This is a genomic window from Amycolatopsis echigonensis, assembly GCF_002846615.1.
Classification (GTDB): domain Bacteria; phylum Actinomycetota; class Actinomycetes; order Mycobacteriales; family Pseudonocardiaceae; genus Amycolatopsis; species Amycolatopsis echigonensis.
In genome coordinates, this window is record NZ_PJMY01000003.1 from 3,772,853 (window position 1) to 3,796,129 (window position 23,277).

21 protein-coding genes and 2 pseudogenes are annotated in these 23,277 nt (G+C 70.1%); 9 read left to right on the forward strand and 14 right to left on the reverse strand.

Features of this window, described 5'->3' with window-relative positions; all coding sequences use genetic code 11:
- Nucleotides 1–22: 22 nt before the first annotated feature.
- Both ATK30_RS22860 and ATK30_RS22865 read left to right on the forward strand, forming a co-directional pair.
- Nucleotides 23–1,180 carry a DUF3027 domain-containing protein gene (locus ATK30_RS22860; RefSeq protein WP_101437347.1) on the forward strand — a complete coding sequence of 386 codons (1,158 nt, stop codon included), beginning with the start codon at nucleotides 23–25 and terminating at the stop codon, nucleotides 1,178–1,180.
- Complete coding sequence (locus tag ATK30_RS22865; protein WP_101437348.1) at nucleotides 1,177–3,969, forward strand: sacsin N-terminal ATP-binding-like domain-containing protein; 2,793 nt, start codon at nucleotides 1,177–1,179, stop codon at nucleotides 3,967–3,969. The genes ATK30_RS22860 and ATK30_RS22865 overlap by 4 nt, the downstream gene beginning before the upstream one ends.
- Before the next feature lie 33 nt (nucleotides 3,970–4,002).
- Here the strand turns inward: ATK30_RS22865 and ATK30_RS22870 are convergent, their stop codons facing one another.
- Nucleotides 4,003–4,230, reverse strand: a complete 228-nt coding sequence (locus ATK30_RS22870) for a DUF2530 domain-containing protein (protein ID WP_043827386.1) — start codon at nucleotides 4,228–4,230, stop codon at nucleotides 4,003–4,005.
- 83 nt (nucleotides 4,231–4,313) lie between these two features.
- Here ATK30_RS22870 and ATK30_RS22875 point away from each other — a divergent pair, with 83 nt between their 5' ends.
- The 3 genes from ATK30_RS22875 to ATK30_RS22885 all read left to right on the forward strand — a co-directional run bounded on the left by ATK30_RS22875 (nucleotide 4,314) and on the right by ATK30_RS22885 (nucleotide 7,697).
- Nucleotides 4,314–5,777: an NCS2 family permease gene (locus ATK30_RS22875; RefSeq protein WP_101437349.1), complete on the forward strand. Its 1,464-nt coding sequence runs from the start codon at nucleotides 4,314–4,316 to the stop codon at nucleotides 5,775–5,777.
- A gap of 43 nt (nucleotides 5,778–5,820) precedes the next feature.
- Nucleotides 5,821–6,252 carry a MarR family winged helix-turn-helix transcriptional regulator gene (locus tag ATK30_RS22880; RefSeq protein WP_101437350.1) on the forward strand — a complete coding sequence of 144 codons (432 nt, stop codon included), beginning with the start codon at nucleotides 5,821–5,823 and terminating at the stop codon, nucleotides 6,250–6,252.
- A gap of 188 nt (nucleotides 6,253–6,440) precedes the next feature.
- A complete protein-coding gene (locus ATK30_RS22885; RefSeq protein WP_101437351.1) occupies nucleotides 6,441–7,697 on the forward strand; it encodes an MFS transporter in 1,257 nt (418 codons plus the stop codon).
- Between the two features lie 281 nt (nucleotides 7,698–7,978).
- Here the strand turns inward: ATK30_RS22885 and ATK30_RS22890 are convergent, their stop codons facing one another.
- The 5 genes and pseudogenes from ATK30_RS22890 to ATK30_RS47750 form a co-directional block, all read right to left on the reverse strand.
- Nucleotides 7,979–8,785, reverse strand: a complete 807-nt coding sequence (locus ATK30_RS22890; RefSeq protein WP_101437352.1) for an arylamine N-acetyltransferase family protein — start codon at nucleotides 8,783–8,785, stop codon at nucleotides 7,979–7,981.
- A gap of 94 nt (nucleotides 8,786–8,879) precedes the next feature.
- A complete protein-coding gene (locus ATK30_RS22895; RefSeq protein WP_009083877.1) occupies nucleotides 8,880–9,503 on the reverse strand; it encodes a superoxide dismutase in 624 nt (207 codons plus the stop codon).
- A 115-nt stretch (nucleotides 9,504–9,618) separates the two neighbouring features.
- Nucleotides 9,619–10,293, reverse strand: a complete 675-nt coding sequence (locus ATK30_RS22900) for a biliverdin-producing heme oxygenase (RefSeq protein WP_101437353.1) — start codon at nucleotides 10,291–10,293, stop codon at nucleotides 9,619–9,621.
- A 78-nt stretch (nucleotides 10,294–10,371) separates the two neighbouring features.
- Complete coding sequence (locus tag ATK30_RS22905; RefSeq protein WP_101441007.1) at nucleotides 10,372–10,974, reverse strand: TetR/AcrR family transcriptional regulator; 603 nt, start codon at nucleotides 10,972–10,974, stop codon at nucleotides 10,372–10,374.
- A 52-nt stretch (nucleotides 10,975–11,026) separates the two neighbouring features.
- A pseudogene (locus ATK30_RS47750) lies at nucleotides 11,027–12,523 on the reverse strand (glutamate-cysteine ligase family protein).
- 217 nt (nucleotides 12,524–12,740) lie between these two features.
- Between ATK30_RS47750 and ATK30_RS22915 the strand changes: the two are divergent.
- From ATK30_RS22915 to ATK30_RS22925, 3 genes are read left to right on the forward strand one after another with little or no spacing between them, the layout of a single operon-like run.
- A complete protein-coding gene (locus tag ATK30_RS22915; protein ID WP_167441981.1) occupies nucleotides 12,741–13,562 on the forward strand; it encodes a TrmH family RNA methyltransferase in 822 nt (273 codons plus the stop codon).
- A 32-nt stretch (nucleotides 13,563–13,594) separates the two neighbouring features.
- Nucleotides 13,595–14,185: a DUF2537 domain-containing protein gene (locus ATK30_RS22920; protein WP_101437354.1), complete on the forward strand. Its 591-nt coding sequence runs from the start codon at nucleotides 13,595–13,597 to the stop codon at nucleotides 14,183–14,185.
- A gap of 18 nt (nucleotides 14,186–14,203) precedes the next feature.
- Complete coding sequence (locus ATK30_RS22925) at nucleotides 14,204–14,551, forward strand: MmcQ/YjbR family DNA-binding protein (RefSeq protein ID WP_101437355.1); 348 nt, start codon at nucleotides 14,204–14,206, stop codon at nucleotides 14,549–14,551.
- A 21-nt stretch (nucleotides 14,552–14,572) separates the two neighbouring features.
- Here ATK30_RS22925 and ATK30_RS22930 read toward each other — a convergent pair whose 3' ends face one another.
- The 3 genes from ATK30_RS22930 to serC form a co-directional block, all read right to left on the reverse strand.
- On the reverse strand, nucleotides 14,573–14,974 hold the full coding sequence (locus ATK30_RS22930; RefSeq protein ID WP_101437356.1) for a YunG family protein: 402 nt from the start codon (nucleotides 14,972–14,974) through the stop codon (nucleotides 14,573–14,575).
- An 81-nt stretch (nucleotides 14,975–15,055) separates the two neighbouring features.
- A complete protein-coding gene (sepH, locus tag ATK30_RS22935; protein WP_101437357.1) occupies nucleotides 15,056–15,892 on the reverse strand; it encodes a septation protein SepH in 837 nt (278 codons plus the stop codon).
- 260 nt (nucleotides 15,893–16,152) lie between these two features.
- The gene (serC, locus tag ATK30_RS22940; RefSeq protein ID WP_101437358.1) at nucleotides 16,153–17,277 is read right to left on the reverse strand and encodes a phosphoserine transaminase; all 1,125 of its coding nucleotides are present in this window, start codon (nucleotides 17,275–17,277) and stop codon (nucleotides 16,153–16,155) included.
- Between the two features lie 266 nt (nucleotides 17,278–17,543).
- On the opposite strand from serC, the gene ATK30_RS46905 reads away from it, so the two are divergent.
- Nucleotides 17,544–17,678 carry a hypothetical protein gene (locus ATK30_RS46905; RefSeq protein WP_279630012.1) on the forward strand — a complete coding sequence of 45 codons (135 nt, stop codon included), beginning with the start codon at nucleotides 17,544–17,546 and terminating at the stop codon, nucleotides 17,676–17,678.
- Nucleotide 17,679: 1 nt separating this feature from the next.
- On the opposite strand, the gene ATK30_RS22945 is transcribed toward ATK30_RS46905, so the two are convergent.
- From ATK30_RS22945 to ATK30_RS22965, 5 genes and pseudogenes are all read right to left on the reverse strand, one after another.
- Complete coding sequence (locus ATK30_RS22945; RefSeq protein WP_101441009.1) at nucleotides 17,680–19,026, reverse strand: serine hydrolase domain-containing protein; 1,347 nt, start codon at nucleotides 19,024–19,026, stop codon at nucleotides 17,680–17,682.
- Nucleotides 19,027–19,083: 57 nt separating this feature from the next.
- The gene (locus ATK30_RS22950; protein WP_101437359.1) at nucleotides 19,084–20,010 is read right to left on the reverse strand and encodes a PfkB family carbohydrate kinase; all 927 of its coding nucleotides are present in this window, start codon (nucleotides 20,008–20,010) and stop codon (nucleotides 19,084–19,086) included.
- A pseudogene (locus ATK30_RS22955) lies at nucleotides 20,003–21,423 on the reverse strand (purine-cytosine permease family protein). Before ATK30_RS22955 ends, ATK30_RS22950 begins: the two are co-directional and overlap by 8 nt.
- A 20-nt stretch (nucleotides 21,424–21,443) precedes the next feature.
- Nucleotides 21,444–22,433 carry an ADP-ribosylglycohydrolase family protein gene (locus tag ATK30_RS22960; protein WP_101437360.1) on the reverse strand — a complete coding sequence of 330 codons (990 nt, stop codon included), beginning with the start codon at nucleotides 22,431–22,433 and terminating at the stop codon, nucleotides 21,444–21,446.
- Nucleotides 22,430–23,170 carry a GntR family transcriptional regulator gene (locus ATK30_RS22965; RefSeq protein WP_101437361.1) on the reverse strand — a complete coding sequence of 247 codons (741 nt, stop codon included), beginning with the start codon at nucleotides 23,168–23,170 and terminating at the stop codon, nucleotides 22,430–22,432. The genes ATK30_RS22960 and ATK30_RS22965 overlap by 4 nt, the downstream gene beginning before the upstream one ends.
- Between the last annotated feature and the right edge of the window lie 107 nt (nucleotides 23,171–23,277).

Here is a 23,277-nt window from a genome sequence, read left to right on the forward strand (position 1 = left end):
TGCGTGCGGCACAATTGGGGGTATGACGCTGCTGTTGACCCTGGACGACGGCTCTCTCCACCGGAAGCTCGCGGACGCCGTGGCGATCGCGCGGGAGGCCGTGCTGGAGGTAGCCCCCGCTGACCAGGTCGGCGAGCACGTCGGAGTGGAGCGCGAGGACGCGGTTTCCGCGAGCCACCTTTTCGAGGCCACGGTGCCCGGATACCGCGGCTGGCGCTGGTCGGTCACCGTCGCGGTGGCCGGGCCGGACGAGCCGGTCACGGTGAGCGAGCTGGTGCTGCAGCCCGGCCCGGAGGCCTTGGTCGCGCCCGCCTGGGTGCCGTGGGAGCGGCGCGTGCGCGCCGGCGACCTCGGCGTCGGCGACCTCTTCCCCGCGGACAAGGACGATCCCCGCCTGTCGCCCGCGTACCTCCAGTCGGACGACCCGGCCGTCGAGGAAACGGCCATGGAGGTCGGCCTCGGCCGGGTCCACGTGCTTTCGCGCTACGGCAGGCTGGACGCGGCCGCCCGCTGGCACAGCGGCGAGTTCGGCCCGCGTTCGGACATGGCCCGCAGCGCGCCCGCGACCTGCGGGACCTGCGGTTTCTTCGTGCCGCTTGCCGGGTCGCTGCGCGGTTCGTTCGGCGCCTGCACGAACGACATCGCGCCCGCGGACGGGCATGTCGTGGACGTGGCTTACGGGTGCGGGGCGCATTCGGAGGTCCGGGTCGAAGTCACTTCCTCGGTCCCGGTCGCGGAACTGGTTTACGACGATTCGCTGATCGACTTCGCGCCGGCGCCAGAGGCAGCTCCTGAGCCGAGTGCGGTCGCGGACCCGGCGGTCGTGGAAGAGGCGGCGGCCGCGGCAGCGGAGGAGACCGCTGAGGTCGCGGTGGTGGAGCCGGAGGCGGCTGCGGAAGTGGCGGTCGAGGAGGCTGCTGCTGACGTGGCTCCGGACGCGATTGCCGAGGAGCCTGCGGTCGAGGCCGAAGAGCCGGTGGAGAGCGCGGACGTCGTCGAGGCTTCGGCGGCGGGCACCGCTGCTGACGTGGTCGTCGAGGCAGTCGCGCCGGAAACTGCTGAACCGGCTGAGACCGAGGGCGAGTCGCCCGCGGCTACGACCGCCGAGCAGGAAGAAGCGCCCGGCCACGAGGACTCCGCGCAGCAGAGCGACTCCGACGGGAGCGATGTCCTCCGGTGAACGAAGTCGCCGGGGGAGCGGCTGATCCTTTCGGGACAGTCCGGTTGCGGGAAGCGGTTCTGAGAGCCTGGCGCGATTCGCCCACCCGCTTCACCGAGGACACCAACTCCGAACGCGACCTGCGCGTCGGCGCTTATCGCGACCGGTTGTTCGTCGAACTGGCACAGAACGCCGCCGACGCCGCGCAACTCGCGGGCGAACCGGGACGCATTCGAGTGTCCGTTGTGGACGGTGAACTGCGGTTCGCCAACACCGGCGCGCCGTTGGACACCCGAGGGGTCGAATCGCTGGCGTCCTTGCGGGCCTCGGCCAAGCAAGGAACCGTCGGCCGCTTCGGAGTCGGATTCGCGGCCGTGCTGACCGTCACCGACGAGCCTCGCGTGGTTTCCACCTCGGGCGGGGTCGCGTTTTCCGCGCAGCGCACGCGGGAGGCATCCGGCCGGGACGGCGACGTTCCGGTGCTGCGGCTGCCGTTTCCCGTCACGGAGCAGCCGGCTGACGGATTCGCCACCGAAGTGCGGTTGCCGCTGCGGGAATCCGGGCAGGGGCTGCTCGACGGCCTGGCGAAGGAGATCGAAGATCTCCTGCTGGCCCTGCCGTGGCTCGCCGAGGCCGAAGTGGACGGTCGCAAGTGGACGCGAAGCGGCGAAGAGATCGTCGAGATCACTTCGCCGACCGGACAACGGCGTTGGCTGAAGCACGGAGTCTGGGCGGTTCCGGTCGACGCCGACGGAGTGCCGCGGCCGCTCGAGGACGATCTGCTGCACGCGCCGACGCCGACCGACGAAGGATTGTCACTCCCGGCTCGGTTGATCGCCGAAGTGCCGCTGGAGCCGTCTCGTCGCCGGGTGCTTCCTGGCGCGGAACTCACTCGCGCGCTGGAGAACGCGGCGAGTGAATACGTCGAGCTGGTTCGGGCGGTCAAGGCAGAGTACCGGCCAATCCTGGTGCCTGCCGCGGGTTTCCCGCAGTCCGCTGTGGACGCGCAGCTGAAAGACCTCGTGTACGCCGCGCTCGCGCAGGAACCCTGGCTGGCCACTGTGGACGGTCGGGAAGTCTCCGGGCAGCAGGCACGGGTGCTCGACGTCGACGGGCTGGCTCCGCTGCTGGCCGACGTCATTCCGGGCCTGGTGCGGGCAGACCCGCGATTGCTCAAGCCGGTGTCCGCGCACGTCCTCGGCATCGGTGACGTCCTCGAAGTCCTGACCGGCATTGACCGCGAACCCGGCTGGTGGCGGAAGCTGTACGCGGAGCTGGCGGTCGCGGTCGAGAGTCATGCGCTCAGCGCGAATCAGCTGGACGGGCTGCCGGTTCCGTTGTCGGACGGGCGGACGTTGCCGGGTGTCAAGGGCGCGCTGCTCGTCGACGGCAGTAGCGAACTACGCGAGCTATTGTCCGATGTGGACGTTCCTGGTCTCCGGCTGGTGCACCCGGGCGCGGCGCACCAATTGCTGGAACTGTTGGGAGCCAAGCACGCTGACGCGCGTCAGCTGCTCGAAGCGGAACAGCTGCAGTACGCGGTGGAGCACAGCGTCGCCGACGTTCAGTCCGGTTTGGACGGAATGAACCTCGCCGGTGCGGTGCTCCGGCTCGTCACGGATTGCGGTGCTCAGGCACCGGAGTGGATCGGCGCGTTGGCACTGCCCGCGGAGGACGGCTGGCGGCGCGCGGACGAGCTGGTGCTGCCGACGTCGCCGTTGCTGGAAGTCATCGACCCCGAGGTATTCGAGCCCGACGGCGCGCTTTCCGTGCTGGACGAGGAATTCGCCGAGGACTGGCCGACCGAAACCCTCGTCGCGGCGAAGGTGCTCGATTCGTTCGCGGTCGTGCTGGACGAGGAACCGCACGAGCCCGACCACAACCTGCCGGACGAAGAGCAGTGGTGGGATTCGTTCGAGCAGCCGCCGACGACCGTCGTGTCCATCCGGGACCTCGACCTCGTCGCGGACGACGCCTGGCCGGACGCGCTCCGGCTGATCGCGTCCCGTCCGGAAACGTGGCAGGCGCTGCACAGCCCGGACGGCCACGCGGGCTGGTGGCTCGCGCGGTACGCCCTGCTGGCCGGGGAAGCCCCCGGCTCGTGGCGGCTCGCTTCGGCGACCGAGCTGGCCGGGCTGTACGACCCGGTGCCGGACCTGGACCTGAGCGACGATCTGCTCCGCGCGGTCGGCGTCCGGACTGGGCTCGATCTGGAGCCCGCGGAAGACGTCACCGATCTGCTCCAACGGCTCGGTGATCCGCAACGGACGCCGACGCCGGGGCTGGTGGCCCGTGCCCACGCGGCGTTGGTGGCCGCGCCGGTAGACATCGCCGAGGTCGACGCGCCCGCACGAGTCCGCGCGGCGGACGGAAGCGTCGTCGAGGACGCCGTGGTGCTGGACGTGCCGTGGGTCGCGGCGGCGCTCGACCCGGCGAAGATCGTCGTCGCGCCGACCGAACCGGAGCGGCTGGCGGAACTCCTCGACGTCCCGGTCGCGAGCAGCCTCAAGGCCGAGGTCGACAGCGCCGGCGAGTACGTCGCGTGGGCCGACCTGCCCGCCCTCGCGCTCGCTGCGGACCAACTCGGCATCGCAGTGCCGGACGGCGGCGTGCTGCTGCACGACCCCCTCACCGTGACGGTCGGCGGCGAAACCGCTGAGGTGCCGTGGTGGTCCGACGACCGGCTGCACGCCGCGGACACGTCCGAAGGGCTGGCGCGTGCCTTCGCCTGGGCGAGCGACCACTGGGCCGAGCGCTACCGCATCACCGCGCTGCTGGAAGACCCCGCGCCGCGCACTTTGCTGAACTGACGTCCGCGAAGCCGGTCAAAACCGGCGATAACCTCAGAGCCGCTGCGCCGACTTCGACCCGCGCCGAGCCGCCGCGCGCTGCCAGAAAATGATCCCGAACCCGATGAACCCGAGCGCGATCCCGGCGAGACACGTCTGCACCCACACGCCCCCGCTGGTGAAGAAAAGCACCACGAGCGCGACAAGCCAGAGCGCAGTACCTACGATCACCACCGGCGTCAGGTCGGTGAGCCGCTTCGGCAGGTCCGGCGTGTGCCGCAAGGCGGCCGGAGCGTCCGGGGCACTGGTCGGTTCGTCCACGACGCAGAGCTTACCCGGACGGAAACAGCGAGACAGGCGGGGAAATGGCGGAGCAGCGCGAACGGACCGGGTCCACTCTGGACCGCTTCTTCCGGATCAGCGAACGCGGATCGAGCCCCGGACGGGAGATCCGCGGCGGCGTGGTCACGTTCGTGACGATGGCCTACATCGTGGTCCTCAACCCGTTGATCATCGGCAGTTTCGCGGCCAACACCCCGTCCGCGCACAAGGACGTGCTCGGCCACATCCTGCCGGTGCCGCAGGTCGCCGCGGTGACCGCGCTGGTCGCCGGCGTGCTGACGATCCTGATGGGCCTGGTCGCGAACTACCCGTTCGGCATCGCCACCGGCCTCGGCATCAACAGCCTGCTCGCGGTCACGATCGCGCCGCAGATGAGCTGGCCGGAGGCGATGGGCCTGGTGGTCATCGAGGGCGTGATCATCGTCCTGCTCGTGCTCACCGGGTTCCGCACCGCGGTGTTCCGCGCCGTGCCGCCGGCGCTGAAATCGGCGATCGCGGTCGGCATCGGACTCTTCATCTGCCTGATCGGCCTGGTCGACGCCGGGTTCGTGCGCCGGCTCCCGGACGACGCGCACACCACGGTGCCGGTCGGGCTCGGCATCGGCGGCTCCATCGCCTCGTGGCCGACCGCGGTGTTCGTCGTCGGGCTGCTGCTCACCGCGGTCCTCGTGGCCAAGCGGATCAAGGGCGCGATCCTGATCGGCGTGCTCGGCTCGACCGTGCTCGCGATCGTGGTCGAAGCGATCGTGAAGGCCGGGCCGTCGAACGGCACCGACCCGAAGGGCTGGAACCTCGGCTACCCGGCATTGCCGCAGAAGGTCGTCGGCCTGCCGGACCTGTCGCTGGTCGGCGACGTGTCCTTCGGCGCGTGGACCCGGCTCCCGATCATCACCGTGGTGCTGCTGGTCTTCACCCTCGTGCTCGCCGATTTCTTCGACGCCATGGGCACGATGACCGGCCTCGGCAAGGAAGCCGGGCTGGTGGACAAGGACGGCCAGCTGCCGAACGTCGGCAAGGCGCTGTTCGTCGAAGGTCTCGCGGGCGCGGCCGGCGGGTTCGGCTCGGCCAGCTCGAACACGGTGTTCGTGGAATCCGCGTCGGGTATCGCGGAGGGCGCGCGGACCGGCCTGGCGAACATCGTGACCGGCCTGTTGTTCATCGCGGCGATGTTCCTGACCCCGCTGTACCAGGTCGTGCCGGTCGAGGCCGCCGCCCCGGCGCTCGTGGTGGTGGGCGCGCTGATGATGGCGCAGGTCCGCGACATCGACTTCACCGATTTCAAGATCGCGCTGCCCGCGTTCCTGACCATCGTGGTCATGCCGTTCACCTATTCGATCGCCAACGGCATCGGCGCCGGATTCGTGAGCTACGTCGTGATCCACGCAGTGACCGGCAACGCCAGGAAGGTGCACCCGCTGATGTGGGTGATCGCGGTGGCGTTCGTCGCCTACTTCGCCGTCGGGCCGATCCAGGCCGCGCTCAGCTGACCGGCGTAAACCGCCGGAGCAGGTCGTGAGGTATGCTAACTATATGTCCGGCGACCCGCACGAGCGTTCCTTGGCGAGCCGCTTGCGTCTCGCGGTGGTGCGGCTCAATCGCAGGCTCCGGGCACAGCGGGTGGCTGACGACGTGTCGCTCACGCAGATCGCGGCGTTGTCCACCCTGCACAAATGCGGTCCGCTGACCCCCGGTCAGCTCGCCGCGAAGGAAGGCGTCCAGCCGCCCTCGATGACGAGGGTCATCGCCGCGCTCGAGGAGATGGGGTTCGTCGAGCGCAGGCCGCACCCGACCGACGGCCGCCAGGCCATCGTCGAGCTGTCCGAGGACGGGCTCGCGTTCGTGCGCAAGGCCATCTCGGTGCGGGAGGCGTGGCTGGACCGGCAACTGGCCGAACTCGGCGAGGAAGAGCTCGAAGTGCTCTCCCGCGCCGCGGAGATCATCGACAGGATGGCGGGGAACTAGCACAGGTGACGACCACGGGTAGCGAAACAGCAGGATGTCCGGCCCAATCCACTGCTACCCGGGACACGGCACCGCCGCCGTCCAGTTCCGCCCCGCCCGGCCCCCTTTCCGCTCCGGCCGGGAAATCGTCTTCCGCGCCGAAGACCGGCGACACCGCGGAAACCGCTGAAACCAAGACCCGGCGCACGATGTTTTCGTCGCTGCGCGTGCGGAACTACCGGCTGTTCTTCAGCGGCCAGGTCATCTCGAACATCGGCACCTGGATGCAGCGCATCGCACAGGACTGGCTGGTGTTCACGCTGTCGGGCAACAACCCGGTGGCGCTCGGCGTCGCGGTCGCGCTGCAGTTCATCCCGACGCTGCTGTTGTCGCTGTGGGCGGGCGTGCTCGCCGACCGCGTCGACAAGCGCAAGCTGCTGATGATCATCCAGTCGGTGAACTGCCTGCAGGCCGTGCTGCTCGGCGTGCTCGACCTGACCGGCGTGGCCCAGCTGTGGCACGTCTACCTGCTCTGCGTGATGCTCGGGACGACGTCGGCGATCGAGGTGCCGACGCGGCAGTCGTTCGTCGCCGAGATGGTCGGCCGCGACCAGGTGGCGAACGCGGTCGCGCTGAACTCGTCGATCTTCAACATGGCCCGCATCGTCGGACCGGCCATCGCCGGATTCGCGATCACCTGGGTCGGCACCGGCTGGCTGTTCATCGCGAACGCGGTGAGCACGGTCGCGGTGATCACCGGGCTCGCGTTGATGAATCCGGCGAAGCTTTTCCGCGGCCCGGCGGTCCCGCGCGCGAAGGGTCAGCTGGCGGAGGGCCTGCGCTACGTGCGCGGGCGGCCGGACCTGGTGACCGTGATGGTGCTGATGTTCTTCGTCAGCACGTTCGGCATCACCTACTTCACGTCGCTGCCGATCGTCGCCGCGAACGTCTTCCACACTCAAGCCGACGGGTACGGCCTGCTGTCGACGCTCGTCGCGGTCGGCACCTTCACCGGCGCGCTGGCGTCCGCGCGGCGCGGGGTCAAGAGCCAGCCCCGGGTGCGGTTGATGCTGGTGTCGGCGGCGCTGCTCGGGGTGTTCGAGTTCGGCACCGCGTACATGCCGACCTACCTGGCGTTCGGGCTCGGGCTGATCCCGCTCGGGTTCGCCACGATCACCTTCCTGAACACGGCGAACGCGCTGGTGCAGACGTCGGTTTCGCCGGAGATGCGCGGTCGCGTGATGGGCATCTACGTGCTGGTGCTGATCGGCGGGAACCCGATCGGCGGGCCGATGACCGGCTGGATGGCCGACGCGTTCGGCGGCCGGTCGCCGTTCTACATCGGCGGCGCGATTTCGGCGATCGCGGCGGTGGTGTGCGCGGTGGTGCTGATCCGGCGCGGCGGCGTCCGGTTGCCCCGACGGCTGGGCAACGGTCTGCGGATCCTGCCGCGGGAACGGGTCTGACCTGCGGGAATGGCTGGCCAGGGCAGCGGAGACCGGCGAAAGTCGTCACTCGCGCGGGTGAGACTGAGGTCTCCGCGGGGACAGCCTTGCTTCTACTGGTGAGGTTAGGCTAACCTCATACATGTCCGCTTCGTGGTGGGAGCGGCAGTCAGTTCGGGAACGGACAGAGCCCCGCAACCTGGGAACCCCGGGAGGCGGGGCTCTGTTCATGGTCGGGGCTGTGCAGCGCGAGGGCAAGGGCGTTCAGAGGGTGGATCGTGAGCGTTCACCGCGGCGAACGCTCACGACGTGGTCAGCGCGTCGCCGGAGGTGCCGAGCGGGTGCTCGCCCGGCCGCATCGGCAGACGGCGCAGCCGCAGGCCGAAGTACACGTGGTACGCCACTCGCACGGCCTCGTCGTTCGGCAGCAGCACTTCGTGCCGCACGCCGTCGACCGTCTCGATCAGCCGGTCTCCGGACAGCGTCACGCGGCCCTGGGCGGTCGGCCGGGAGCAGGTCAGCGTCTGCGTGAAGTGCGACTGCGGCGAAGTCGACTGCCACCACGCCATCGGCGCGAAGTCCGACAACTGCCGCGGGCGGCGCTCGAGGCGGTACTCGGGCTTGCCGTCGCGCAGGACGTCCACGTCGCCGTACGGGGCGTCCAGGAGGAGGTACTCGCCCTCCGCGTCGCACTGGGGTTCGACGGCGGACAGCGCCAGGGGTTGCCGGCTGAACCGGCCGAAACCGACGTCCACCAGATACTGCTCGTCGTCGAGCTGGACGAGGATGGCGGCGTGGTCCAGCGGCGGGCCGGGCACTCCGGAATCGTCGAAAACGCGGGCCGCGTGCAGCGTCGCGGCGAAGCCCAGCTCGCGCAGCAAGGCGGCGAAAAGACCGTTCAGCTCGTAACAGAAGCCGCCGCGGCGGTGGCGCACGAGCTTGTCGAAGAGTGCTTGTTCGGTGAGTTCGATGGGTTCCCCGAGGTGCACGCTCAGGTTCTCGAACGGGACGTGCATCAGGTGCCGCTCCTGCAGCACGCGCAGCGCGGTCAGGTCGGCCGCCGCGGGCACTGGGAGGTCCAGGCGGGCTAGGTAAGCGTCGACGTCCATGGGTTCCACTCTCACACCTCCAGTGCACTCCAGGTCAAGCGAAAAAACGGGGCCCGGCCGTTTCCCGGCCGGGCCCCGGGGGGCCGCGAGGGCCTCAGCTGAGCAGGAGGCCGTTGCCGCCGGCGACGGCGTTGTCGAAGCGCTTGCTGATCTCGGCCCAGTTGAAGATGTTCCACAGGGCGTTGACGTAGTCCGGCTTCACGTTCTTGTAGTCCAGGTAGAACGCGTGCTCCCACACGTCGACCAGCAGGATCGGCACGGTCGGCAGGATCAGGTTGTTGTGGTGGTCGCGCAGCTGCTGGGTGATCAGCGTCTTGCCGATCGGGTCCCACGACAGCGCGCCCCACCCGTTGCCCTGGATGGTGGTCGACACGGCGGTGAACTGGGCCTTGAACTTGTCGAACGAGCCGAACGCCTCGTCGATCGCCGCGGCCAGCTCGCCGGTCGGCTTGTCCCCGCCTTCGGGCGAGAGGATCTTCCACCACACCACGTGGTTGGCGTGCCCGGCCAGGTTGAACGCCAGCGTCGTCTCCAGGCCCACGATCGACCCGAAGTCGCCCGCCTCCCGCGCGGCGGCGAGCTTGTCCAGCGTGTCGTTCGCGCCCTTCACGTAGGTCGCGTGGTGCTTGCTGTGGTGCAGCTCGTTGATCTCGCCCGAAATGTAGGGCGCGAGAGCGCCGTAGTCGTAATCGAGTTCGGGCAGCTCGTACCGGGCCATGGGCCCTCCTTCTGGTTCGACGCGCGGTTTTGCTTGGCGGCTTCCCTCCCGGGAGCCTTCTGAAACCGAGCCTCGTACTTCGAGCTAGGTGGAGGTCAACTCGCTGTGACCCGGGTCATGCGGACGGGGCCCGGTACCGCTCGAGGTCGCGAGCCAGTTCGTCGAACACCGCCACGTTGTGTTCGAACGCGACCACGGATTCGTCGATCACCCGCGCCCGGTCGGTCTCGCTCCACGGCGCCTCGTCCAGCTTCGCGCGGTAGCGGTCGCGGAAGGCGGGGGCGCTGCCGATCTGGTCGAAGCGGTAGAAGAGCGTGCCCGCCTCGGCGAGGTCGAACTTCTTCTCCAGCAGCCGCCGGATGATCTGGCCGCCGGCGATGTCGCCGAGGTAGCGCGTGTAGTGGTGCGCCACGAACCCGCCGGACCAGCGCGACGCCTCGGCGATCCGCGCGGTGTAGGCCTCGGTGGCGGCGAGCGGGGCGATCTCGGTGCGCCAGCCGGGGCCGACCAGGCGGGCGAGGTCGCGCTCCAGCGCGGGCAGCCGGCGCAGCTCCTCGAAGACGAACCGGCCCCCGACCGGATCGCCGGCCATCGCGTCGCCGGCGCGCTCGATGGCCTGGTAGATGAAGTAGTACTGGGTGGCCAGCGCGGTGTAACCGTCCAGCGTCAGCTCGCCGCCGAGCAGCGCGTTCATGTACGTGGAGTGGTTGGCCTTCTCGTGGACCGTCTTCGTGGACGCGCGCAGCTGTCCGGAGAACGGGCCGGCTTCGAGGTCCGCGGTCACCGTCATCAAAGGCCTCCCGACGTCTTTATGACAAGCTGTCAGAAAGAACTGTAGGGCACGACCCCGACTTAGGCTACCCTAAAATCAGGTGTTTTCACTCGAACCGACTGCTCGCCGGACGAACCGCACGGCGACCTCGATGGCGTCTTCCAGCTGGTCAGCGGGCACGTCGATGACCTGACGGCTGCCGAGCGCGGCGGTGATCATCGGGACCACCACATCAAGGTCCTGCGCGGGCCAGCTGCCCGCGTCGACTCCGGCGAGCAGCACCGAGCGCAGCTGTTCGATGATCGGGTCGGCGTGCGCGCTGATCCGCTGATACGCCGCGGGCGCGAGCGCGGACTCCAGCGCGGTGCCCGGCGGAAGATGGCGTTCGGCCAGCACGCGCAGCTGCAGCCGGACGAACGTGGCGAGTTGGGCGACTGGGTCCGGTTCGGCGTCCACCGCTTCGCGCAGCCGCTCGACATACTGCGCGGCCTCGTCCTCCACGAAGGCGACGAGCAGGCTTTCCTTGTCCGGGAAGTGGTTGTACATCGCGGTGCGGCCGAGCCCGGCCTCCGCGGCGACGCCGGCGAGCGTGATCGCGTCGAAACCGCGCTCGTACAGCTGCGTGCGGACGACGTCGAACACCCGTGACCGCACCTCGCGGCGGTGCGCTTCGAGCGAACCGCCCAGCACCTTCGGCACGCGCGCCACCCCCTTCCCGTGCGAAACACTTTAGGGGAATGTGCGAAACGGCTCAGGCGTCGAGCGTCCAGGTGTGCACCGGCTCGCCTTCCGCCGAGAGTTCCAGGTACCTCCGCAGCATCCAGTTGAGCGCGGTTTCACGGTCGGCTCCGCGTTCGTGCGCGCGCAGCACATAGTCGCGCTGCCAGGTCGCTCCGCTGCGGCGGGCAAGGCATCGGCGTTCGATGATGCCGAGGTAGCGCACCCGGGCTTCGTCGGAAACATCCGACCGGCGGAGGCCTTCGTGAGCCAGCGGCAGCAGCACCCGCAACGCCAGCTCGTCCGGCGGGATCCAGCCGATGCCCGGCCAGTACAGCTGTGCTTCGAAACCCTTGCGCGCGCCTTCGTACAGATTTTCTTCCGCTGCCTGGAACGACATCTGCGACCAGACCGGCCGATCCTGCTCCGCCAGCGCGCGCTGGGCGCCGTAGAAAAACGCCGCGTTGGCCACGATGTCGGCGACCGTCGGACCGGCGGGCAGCACGCGGTTTTCCACGCGGAGGTGCGGCAGTCCGTCGACGACGTCGTACACCGGCCGGTTCCAGCGCCAAATCGTTCCGTTGTGCAACCGAAGTTCGGAAAGCTTCGGCGCCTGTCCGGATTCCAGCGCCTCGATCGGGTCCTCGAGATCCGTCTCCGGCAGCAGGCCGGGGAAATAGCGGACGTTTTCCTCGAACAGGTCGAAGATCGACGTGATCCATCGTTCGCCGAATCACACCCGCGGCCGGACGCCCTGGTTTTTCAGTTCCTCCGGCCGGGTGTCGGTGGCCTGCTGGAACAACGGGATCCGGGTTTCGTGCCACAACGCCTTGCCCAGCAGGAAAGGCGAGTTCGAGGCGAGCGCGATCTGCACGCCGGCGAGGCATTGCGCGGCGTTCCAGTGCGCCGCGAATTCCTCCGGCGCGACCTGCAGGTGTAATTGGACTGAAGTACAGGCGGCCTCGGGGAGAATGGACTCCGCGTAGTGCCGCAGCCGCTCCGGCTGGCCCCCGGGCAGTGCCGGACCGTCCATCGCGAGCGCGATCCGCTCGCCGCGGGCGGCGAAGATCTCGTCGTTCAGCGACGAATAGCGCGTTTTGTGGGAAAGCCACTTTTGATCGAAATGCTCCGCGCGCAGGGTCGGCAGAATGCCGATCATGGCCACCGACGAGCCGGTGTGCGCCGCGCTCTCCTGCGCTTTCGCGAGGTAGGCGTGCAGGTCTTCTTCCAGGTGCAGTGCGGAATCCCCGGCGAGCGGGCGCGGCGGCACGTTGAGTTCCAGGTTGTGCTGACCGAGCTCGGTGGTGAACGCGTCGTCGTCGAGCGCCTCCAGCACGACCGAGTTGGTCATCGACGGGCGCAGTTGCCCGTCCACCAGATTCAGCTCGACTTCGAGGCCGATGTTCTTGCGGGGAAAGGAAAAACTTCCGTCAGTGAGCATTCGCGCCAGGGTGTCGAGGCACCGCTGGACCTTCCGGCGGTACCGTCCGCGATCGAGCCGGCCGGGGTGTGCCGAGAGATCCGTACCCATGGTTCGACGCGCTCCTTGGCTGCTGTCCGCAGTGGTCTGGGCGGCTGGGACGCCAGGCAGACCACCGTCGCACAGCGCGGCGCCATGGGCTAGCGGCCAAACTGGTGCTCTCCGTCACCGACGGTTGACCCTGCGCGAAAATAGGCCGTTTGCAGTAAAAGGCGCCATGCGTTCGGACCAGTCGGCGCGGGTTCGGCCGGGTGCGAGACTGTCCGATGTGGTTCAACTGATCTTCACTGAGGACCGGGCGCATCCGGGCCTCGACGACTTCCGCGACCTGTCCACAGCGGACCGTCGCCCGGACCGCCCCGGCGGGCGCGGGCTCGTGATCGCGGAGGGAACCGTCGTGGTCGGACGGCTGCTTGCTTCGCGCTACCCGGTGCGAGCGCTGCTCGGCGTGGAGAGACGGCTGCGGGAATTGGAAGACGAACTCGCCGGCGTCGACGTGCCCGCGTATGTGACGTCGGCGGAAACGATGGCGGAAGTCGTCGGTTTCCATCTCAATCGCGGCGTGCTCGCGGTCGCCGACCGCCCGGAACCGCCGACGGTTTCCCAGATCGTGGACAGCGCACAGGTGGTGGCCGTGCTGGAAGGTGTCGGCGATCACGAAAACCTCGGCGCGCTATTCCGCAATGCCGCGGCGCTCGGCGTCGGCGGCGTATTGCTCGGGCCAGGGTGCTCGGATCCGCTTTACCGGCGCAGCGTGCGCGTTTCGATGGGACATGTGCTGCGCGTCCCGTTCGCCACTTTCGACAGCTGGCCCGGCGGTCTGGATGTGCTTCGCGCACGGGGTTTCACGGTGGCCGCGCTCACGCCGCGAGCGGATTCCGTGCGGCTGCGCGGATTGCGCGAGAAGGTGCCGGGTCCGATCGCGTTGCTGCTCGGTGCCGAGGGACCGGGGCTGACGGAGGAGGCGATCGAGGCCGCGGACATCGCGGTCCGCGTGGAGATGGTGTCCGGCGTCGACTCGCTGAATGTCGCCACGGCCGCGGCGATCGCGTTCCACGAAGTCTCCGCGGGGGTCGCCCCACTACAGTGACCCCCGGCACGTTTCTTGCGGGGAGGGGCACGATGGAGCTGCGGATCCGCGGCGAGCAGGCAGTGCTCGCCGGGCCGGGCGGCGAGCACGCGCGCGAGGTCGACCCGCGCCGGCTCGCGATCGGTGCCGACCTCGCCCAGGCCTTGCACGAATGGGCGCGCGTGGCGTCGGCGGTAGCGCGCTCCGACGCAGGTGTCGACGTCGCCGGTTCGGTCGTGTCGCAACGCGGACGCCAGCTCGCCGCGCGGCTGGCCGCGGTGATGGGCACCCAGGTGCGCTTTGTCGACCCGGTGACGGGCGTGGAGACGGTGGTCGAACCGCCGCGGCGGCCGGATCAGCCCGCGCGGGCGCGCATTCCGGAGGAGCCGACGCCTTGGTGCACCGGGCTGACCGTGTCGGCGTTCGCGGCCGCGGTGGTGATCGTGGCGATGCTCGCGCTGGCTGGCACGCTCGCTCACGAGACAAGCACGTGGCTGGCGCTGATCGCGTCGCTCGTGGTCACCGGTGGTGTCGCGCCGTCGCTGTGGCTGGGGCGGAAGGTGCCGATCCTGCGCTGGGCGGTGTACGGCGCGGGCGGCGGCCTGGTGCTCGCGTGGATCGGCGTGCTGGCCACGGTCTTCTGACTCGCGGATACTGAGCCGATGGCTCCGCTCGACAAGCTGCGCGCGCTCTGCCTCGCCCTGCCCGAAACCACCGAACGGCTCAGCCACGGCGAGCCGACGTGGTTCGTCCGCGGCCGGAAGACGTTCGTGATGTTCGCCGACCGGCACCACGACGACAAGGTCGCGTTCTGGTGCCCCGCGCCGCCCGGCGTGCAGGAGGAACTGGTGCGCACCGAACCGGACCGGTTCTTCCGGCCGCCCTACGTCGGAGTGCACGGATGGCTCGGCGTGCGGCTCGACGTGGACGTGGACTGGACCGAGGTGGACCAGATCGTGCGCGAGGCCTACCGGCACGTGGCTCCGAAAAAGCTCGCCGCCCTGCTGTAGATCATCGCGGGCGTTTCCTGATCAAGCAGGGCCAGGCAGCGGACCGAGACGGGTGCTGAGCCGCTCGCGGAGGGTCTGGTACTCCGCAGTGCGCCGGAGCAGCCGCTGTGGGCGCTTGACGACGCGAGGCTCGGTGACCGTCTGGCCGAGTGGGAACTGTTCGCGCGTCAGGTCGACTTCAATGCCGCTGGGAAGCCTGTTCCACCAATGAAAGCCGTGGCGCTCCCCGGCGGACCAGACCTCGCCGACCATGAGGTCGCCGCCGAAGATGTCGTTGACGACCAAGGCCGTGATGTCGCAGTGGCCCCACGCGGGGTTGGCAGGCTGCCAGCCGACGCGAGCGAGGTCGTCCGGCGAACACGTGTCAGCTGCCCAGCTGTCGCGAAGGGCCTCGTCGAGATCAAGCAGGTTCCAAGGCGGCACGCAGGCAGCATGGCAGCCGCCACGCACCTCAGACCCCAGGATTGATCGGGGCCCGCCGCATCGGGGCTCGGCTCGGGCAGGTCAGCCGCGCTGGGTGCGGACCCCGAGCAGCACGTCCTCCCAGGAGGGCACGATCGGGTGGTTCTTCTTCGCCTTCGTGCGCGGCTGTTCGGCCTCGTCCCCGTCGGGTTCGCCCGGGACATGCGGGATCTCGCGCGCCTCGTCGTCGCCTTCGTCCGGACCCTCGATGGCGCGCTGCTCCTCGACGGCGTCGAGCGTCGGCTGGACCACCGAATCGCGAGCGGGAGCCAGCGCGCGCACGGTGCGCGGGGCGACGTACGAGTTCGGGTTCAGCAGGACTTCGGCGTTCTCGTCGAGCGCGTGCACCGTGCCGCCGTGCGCGCCGGGCGAGAACGACCAGTGCGCGCGGTTGTCGGAGCGGCCGGCCTTCCAGCGCAGCACGACGACCCACTTGCCGTCGTCGCCGCGCCAGGCGTCCCAGGTGGCCTGGTTGTAGTCGTGGCCCCGGACGCCGAAGGCGTAGGCGATGACCTCGCCGAGCGTCTGGACGTCGGGCCCGTCCTCGCGGACCGGGTGCGCCGACTGCGCGAGTTCCGCCGTGCGGGACCGTTCGAGCAGCACCGGGTAGGCGAAGCGCTCCACCCGCTGCGTCGAGACGCCCGCGCTGCTCGCGACCTGCTCGACGGACTCGCCCGCGCGGATTCGCGCCTGGATCTCGCGTGGCCGCATCTGGCTCTCCAACTCGATCTCGATCTGGCCCAGCCGGGCTATGTCCCCCCTCGCCGCCGCACGCAGTCTCTCGTCGGCCGGGAGCAGGAAGCGGGTACGGCTCGCCGGGTCCTCCAGCACGAGGGACTTCCCGTCCTCGTGCAGCCCGACCACCCGCAACGCCCGCATTTCTCGCCTCCCCGGTGTTCACCTTTGTGGGTGCCCACGTTAGAACGGCGCGTCGGCTTGACGTGCGAGGCGCGCCGACGCCTCACCCAACCGGACTCAATCCGACGGCACTTTCCCGGCCATTTTCAGGGTGCCGGAGATCCGGCAGAGACGTGACACGCCGACCACGGTGTGTCACGAACGAGTGGTCGTCACCGCACACCGCCCCGCGAGCCGGGCGGCTGGCGGGGCGGTATGGGCGTTTCCGGTGCGGTTTCGGGTCAGCCGAGCCGTTCGACGACGTATTCGATGCTCTGGGTGAGCTTCGTGACGTCGTCCGGGTCGATCGCCGGGAACAGGCCGACGCGCAGCTGGTTGCGGCCCAGCTTCCGGTATGGCTCGGTGTCGACGATCCCGTTGGCGCGCAACGCCTTCGCGACCGCGGCGGCGTCGACCTCGTCGGCGAAGTCGACCGTGCCGACGACCTGCGAGCGCAGCTCCGGGTTCGCCACGAACGGCGTGGTGTACGACGTTTTCTCGGCCCACTCGTACAGCCGGTTCGAGGATTCCTTGGTGCGCGCGGTGGTCCAGGAGAGGCCGCCCTGGCCGTTCATCCACTCGATCTGCTCGGCGAGCAGGAACAGCGTCGCGACGGCGGGGGTGTTGTAGGTCTGGTCCTTGCGCGAGTTGTCGAGCGCCGTGGTGAGCGACAGGAATTCGGGGATCCAGCGGTCGCCGCCGCCGATCTCGCCGATCCGCTCGATCGCCGCGGGCGAGGCGAGCGCGATCCACAGCCCGCCGTCGGACGCGAACGACTTCTGCGGCGCGAAGTAGTAGACGTCGAAGTCCTCGGCCTTGACCGGGAGACCGCCGGCGCCGGACGTCGCGTCGATCGCGACCAGCGCGCCGTCGCTGCCTTCGGGACGCCGCACCGGCACCGCGACGCCGGTAGAGGTCTCGTTGTGCGCCCAGCCGACGAGGTCCGCGCCCTGCTGGTAGGCGATTTCCGGCGCGCTGCCCGGGTCGGCCTTCACCACGATCGACTCGCCGAGGAACGGCGCCTTGTTCGTGACGGTCGCGAACTTCGAGGAGAACTCGCCGTAGGTGAAGTGCTGGGCGCGCTCGCGCACAAGTCCGAACGCGGCGGCGTCCCAGAACGCGGTCGTCCCGCCGTTGCCGAGGATGACCTCGTACCCGTCCGGGAGCGAGAACAACTCGGACAGCCCGGCGCGCACCCGCCCGACGAGCGATTTGACCGGCTTCTGCCGGTGCGAGGTGCCGAGGTAGGTGGAACCGGACCGGGCGAGGGCGGCGAGCTGCTCTTCGCGGACCTTCGAGGGTCCGCAGCCGAAGCGGCCGTCGGCCGGCTTGAGGTCTGCTGGGATCGTCAACTCAGCGTCGGTCATGTGCTTAGTCTCTCAGGTCGGGACAACGCAGGTAACGGCGGTTGGCGGGTGTCCGACATGTGGAATCGTGACGGAAACGCACGGTTACCGGCCGCGCTGGGGATGGTTCGGCGGCTCCGGACGGCCGGTGCAGATTCCCGCGCTGGTCTGGGCCGCGCTGCCGGATCGGCACGGGTGGCCCGGCGACCTGGTGACCGGCTGCCTCGTGGTCGAACCCGGCTGGCCCGCCGCCGAGCTGATCGAGCACCGGCGGCTGTGGGTGTTCGGTGCGCCGCGGATGGGCGACGTCCTGGTGGGGTCTGCCCGGCCGGGACGTCTACGCGAAGGCGTGGCTGTCGCCGGCCGGACGAGCGCCCGACCTCGACGCCGAAGAGCCCGGCGTCGAGGTCGAAGCCGGGTGACTCAGCGCCACCCGTCCTCGTCCAGCCCGCCCGGGATCGGCGCGGCCGGGTCGTACGGCGTGCGGCTGAAGATGAACGTCGCGAGGTTGAGGTGGTTCGCCGTCCCGTTCGCGTCGCGGCCGACGGTGAGCGTCTCGCCCGCGTAGTAGCCGTCCAGGCCGATCCAGGCGTCCGGGCCCTCGGGGCGGAACCGCGAGGCCCGTCCGGCTCCGACGGCCGGGTTCAGCGAGATCAGGCCGTCGCCCTGCACGCGCAGGAAATACGGCGACGGGCCCCAGTGCCAGAGTCCGGTCAGCGCGAGCAGGTCCGGGTCCACAGTGGACGGGAACCACTCGTCCGGCAGCGCGGGCTCGAGGTCGTCGGCGGTGGTGAGCAGGTCGAGGCACAGCTGCGTGATGCCGACGCCGCCGGTCGAGTTCGCGAGGCACAGCGCGCCGGTGCCGCTGCGCGGGTCGACCAGGGTCGCGGCGAGGAAGCCGGGCATCGAGCCGGTGTGCCCGGCCAGGTGCCTGCCCTGGTAGCGCACGACCATCAGGCCGAGACCGAATCCGGTCGACCACACCTCGGTGTCGTCGACGGTGTTCATCGTCCGCATCTCGTCGACGGTGCCGGGGGAAAGCACGTCGCCGGTGTGGCCGCCGAGGAACGACGTCCAGCGGCCCAGGTCGGTGATCGTGGACCAGAGCTGGCCCGCGGGGGCCATCGCGCCGGCGTCCGGCCACTTCTCCGGCATGAGCACGTCGGCGAACGGGTGCACGGCGAATCCCTCGGCGTGCGCGCCTTCCGGGTGCGGGGTCGTGCGGTTCATGCCCAGCGGGGTAAGGATTTCGTCGCGCACGACGTCGAACCACGGCCGCTCGCGGTGCCGGGCGACCAGTTCGCCGAGGACGCCGTAGCCGACGTTCGAGTAGTGGAATTTGGAGCCGGGACGCAGCTTCGTCGCACCCTTTTCCAGGCTCGCGACGAGCGCCTCCCAGTCCGCGCCGGGCGAGCGTTCCCACCACTGGCCGGGCGATTCCGACGTGAGGCCGGAGGTGTGCGACAGCAGCTGCGCGATGGTGACCGAGCCGAACGCGGTGCCCGGCAGGTGCCGTTCCAGCGGGTCGGTGAGGTCGAGTTTGCCCTCGTCGCGCAGCCGCATGACCGCAGTCGCGATCATCGTCTTGGTGATCGACCCCAGGCGGTACTGCGTGTCGTCGTCCGGACGCCGGTCGCCGACGCGGCCGCGGGCACCGGACCAGACGACCTCGCCGCCTCGCACCACGGCGGCGACGAGGGACGGGGCGCGGCTGACGGACTGCTCCCGCGCGAGCAGTCGGTACAGGGCGAGTTCGGTGGAGTCGAGCATGGCCGCCATTCTGCCTGGGCCAGTCCCTTCCCGGACCGGCGGTTCGGCTGGCTTCGGTCAGCCGGAGGAGAGTGCTTCGTCGATCATCGCGGCGGTCGGAGCGGTGGCCGGTCCGCGCCGGGTGACGGCCAGCGCTGCCGCGACGTTCGCCCGGCGGGCGGCGGTCAGCAGATCGGACCCGCGGGACAGCGCCGCGGCGAGGACACCGCCGTGCGCGTCTCCGGCGCCATTGGTGTCGACCGCCGTGACGGGATGCCCAGGCAGGTGGGTCGCCGGTGTCCCGACGGTCGCGACCCAGCAGCCAGTGCTGCCAGTGCGCACGATCGCCGCCCGGCCGCGGACCCGCTGCGCCAGCTCGGCCGCGGCGGTGGCTGGCTCGTCGAGCCCGGTCAGGATCCGGGCTTCTCGGGCGTTCAGGCTGAGCACGTCGGTGTGCGCCAGCACGGCGGAGACCAGGCCGGGGTCGAGGTCGCCGACGAGCGGCGACGGATCGAACAGGACCCGGGCCGTCCGGGGCAGCGCCGTGAGCCAGCCCGGCAGGGCTTTCGCGTTGACCGGGTGGGCGAGGCTGTACCCGGAGACGTAGACCAGATCGTCCGGACCCACCGGGATCCGGTCCAGGTCTGCCCGGGTCAGCCGCCCCTCGGCCCCGACCGAGGTGACGAAGGTGCGTTCGGTGCTCGCGTCGACCATCGCGACGCAGTAGCCGCTGTCCACATCGGACAGACCGGGCTGGACGATCTCGAACCCGGACGAAGCCAGCGCGGACCGGACGATGTCGCCGAACGGACCGGTGCCGTACTGGCCGCCGAAGACCACGTCCAGCCCGTCGCGCCGGGCGGCGACCATCGTGTTGAAGCCGCCGCCGGCGGTGAGCGTGCTGGACGAAGCGACGATGTCGCCGCCGGGTTCCGGGAGCGCGTCGACCGCCAGGACGAGGTCGACGATCACGTTCCCGGTGAAAACGAGACGAGGGTCAGCCACGAGCCTGCTCCGGCACGGCGGGAACGGACGGGCGCACCTGGCCGCGGGCGCCGCCGAGTGCGAGGTAACCCGCGGCGCCCACGGCGAAGGCGACGATCCAGGCGATGCCGCTCTGTCCCATGCCGAGCAAGACGTAACCGGCGGCCACGGCCGCCAGCCAGCTGCCGACTGCCCGCCATTCCACGCCGCCGGTGTACCAGTACCGGCCGCCGCGGCCCATGTTCAGCAGCGCTTCCGGGTCGTACCAGCGCCGCTTGAGCAGATCGGCGAGGAAGACCGCGAGCCACGCGGTGATCGGGATGGCCAGCAGGGAGATGAAGCTGATGAACGGACCGTAGAACGAATCGGCGATCAGCATGAAGTAGATCGATCCGAGGAACGTGACGATCACGTCGACCGACACCGCCCACACTCGCGGGATGCGCACGCCGAGGGTGAGCGTGGTCAGCCCGGCCGAGTACACCGAGAGGTGGTTCGAAAGCAGCAGCCCGCCGAACGCGGCGATCAGGTAGGGCACGGCCATCCACGACGGCAGCAGGTCGCGGATGGCGGCCACCGGGTCGGTCGTGGTCGCGAGGGTGGTGTCGCCCGCGCTCAGCATCGCGCCGAGGCCGATCAACAGGACCAGCGGGATGCCCGCGCCGGCCGCGCTGGAGGCGACCAGGTGCGCGGCTTTGGCGCCGGTCTTCTGGTAGCGGGCCATGTCCGCGCCCGCGTTCGCCCAGCCGATGCCGGTGCCCGCGGCGATGGTGCCGATGCCGACCAGCACCGCGCTGAACGAGCCGCCCGGCGCCGCCGCGACCGCGGACCAGCGGACGGTGGCGATCAGCGCGATCGCCACCGCGATGTTGAGCGCGCCGAAGATCCAGGTCGCCCATTTCTGGATCACCAGGATCGCGGCGTGGCCGAGTCCGGACACCAGCAGCGTGCAGAGTTCGAAGATCGCGATGGCGCCCAGCGCGAGCAGCGGCACCGCCTTCGCCTCCGCCGGACTGCCGAACAGCAAGGCGAACAGGGACAACAGCACGAACGCGCCGGTGGTGGTGTTGACGGTCTCCCAGCCGAGCCGGGAAAGCAGCGACACCAGGGTCGGGCCGGCGTTCCCTCGGGGCCGAAAACCGCGCGGGACAACGTCATGCTCGGTGCCCCGCCGCGACGGCCGGCGGTGGAGATCACCCCGACGATCGCGAACGAACCGCCCGCGCCGATCGCGGCGACCACCAGCGCCTGCCACAGGTTCAGGCCCTGGATGGCGACCAGGGTCGCGCCGAGCGGCAGGCCGAGAATGGAGATGTTCGCGGCGAACCACACCCAGAACAGCTGGAGCGGGTTGCCGTTCCGCTCGTTGTCCGGGACAGGTTCGATGCCGCGCTGTTCGACGGCGGAGAGAGTGCGCATCGGGATTCCCAACATCGTCGGTGGTTAGGGGAGGGTCAGTCGCGCAGCGCGAGCAGTTCGCTGGCCAGCGATGCGAGATCGAGGTCGTTCGTCGTGAGGAGGACGGCGCGTTCGGAATCGGGCCACACTGCCGTTCCGTGGGTCGCGCCGAGGATCGCGCCGGCCATCGCGGTGACGGTGTCGGTGTCGCCGCCGAGTTCCGCCGCGAAGCACAGCGCGTCCCACGGCTCTTCCGCGGTCGCCGCTATGGCGAAGGCGGCGACGACGGATTCCTGTGACGCCACCGAAGTTCCGATCACTTCGGCGACCGCGTCGGCGCGTTGGGAGGCCGGCGTCCCTCGCAGATACGGGATTGCCCACCGCAAGCGCGGGCCGATTTCCCCGCCAGCGGCCCAGTGTCCGCGGCGAGCGCCTTCCTCGGCGGCGGCGATGGCGACCTCTACTGCTTCAGCCCGGTCGGCGCCGGCCACTCCGGCGCTCACGGCCGCACCGACCGCGGCCGCGCTGGCGATGCCGAGCGAAGTGTTGTGCGTGGCCACACTGGTCGCTTCGACCGCGTCGACGAACTTCGGGATGGACCGGGTGGACCGGGCGAGGCCGAGCGGAGTGATCCGCATGGCCGCGCCGTTGGTGGTGCCGTAGCGGCCCGCCTCGCCTGCCGGGACTCCGCCGGACAGGCGCTGCAACGCGGATTTCGTGCTGGGGCCGAGCAAATCGAGCGAACCGCGGGCGGCCATCGCGGCCTCCCAGTCCAGCAGCCGCTCAGCGAACACCGTCACGTCGACCTGGCCGGAGCCTTCGATCAGCAGCCGGGCTAGCAGGACGGCCTGTTCGGTGTCGTCGGTGATCGCGCCGGCGGGCATCCCGGCGGCGATCTTCTGCCGCGGGCCGGCCGCGCGGAAGCCGCGAATCGTCCCGTAGTCCTCGCGGATGTGCTGGCGGGACATGGATTGCGTCGGCATCCCGAGCGCGTCGCCGAAGGCCAGTCCCTCCAGCGCGCCGAGGGCGCGGTCGGACCTGGTCACCGGGCGGCGCCGAACTTCGTGTGCAGCCGGAACCGCTTCGGGTCGAGCCAGCTGGTGACCTTCTCCGCGAACCGGCCGTCCGCGGTGTAGGAGATTCGCACCGCGTGCAGGAAAGCGTCGTCCGGCCGGCGGCCGAGCAGTTCGGCGTCGGCGGGTTCGAGCGGGGCCACCGCGATCCACTGTTCGCCGCGTGCCGAGGTCAGCCCGGCCTCGGCCATGGTCGCCGTCAGCGAGTTGCCGACCAGCCCGTCGAGCGGCACGTCGGCGATCCGGCCGACCGCGGGCACGCGGCTGCGCTCCAGCGACACCGGAGTGCCGTCGGCCAGTCGCCGGACCCGGTCCAGGGCGAGGAATTCCATCCCCGCCGACGACACCGACGCGGCGAGTTCGGGGTCCACGACGAGCTGGGCCCGCACGATCTCGGCCTGAACCGGCGCACCGAGGACGGCGAACGCGTGCCCCCAGCTCGGCTCGGCGCCGAGCGGCTGGCCGTCGAACGTGACGAAGGAGCCGACCCCGGTCTGGGTGTCGATCAGGTCCTCGTCGGCGAGCGCGCCGAGCGCCCGCCGGATCGTGCCGCGGCTGACCCCGAAGCGCTGGGCCAGCTCGTTTTCCCCGGGCAGCAGCGCCCCGTTGCCGTAGCGGCCCGCGACGATCTCCGCACGCAGTTCAGCGGCGATTTCCTGGCGTTTCAGCGCCGTGCGGCCGGGTCGGTCCGGGCTTGTGTGCTCCACCATGAACCGGAACGGTACCTGTTCAGTACCTGTACCGTAAAGACCGGAGATCGGCCTAGCCTGACGAACTGAGGGTTGAGCTGGCGGTCGCGCGGAAAAACGACGGCGGT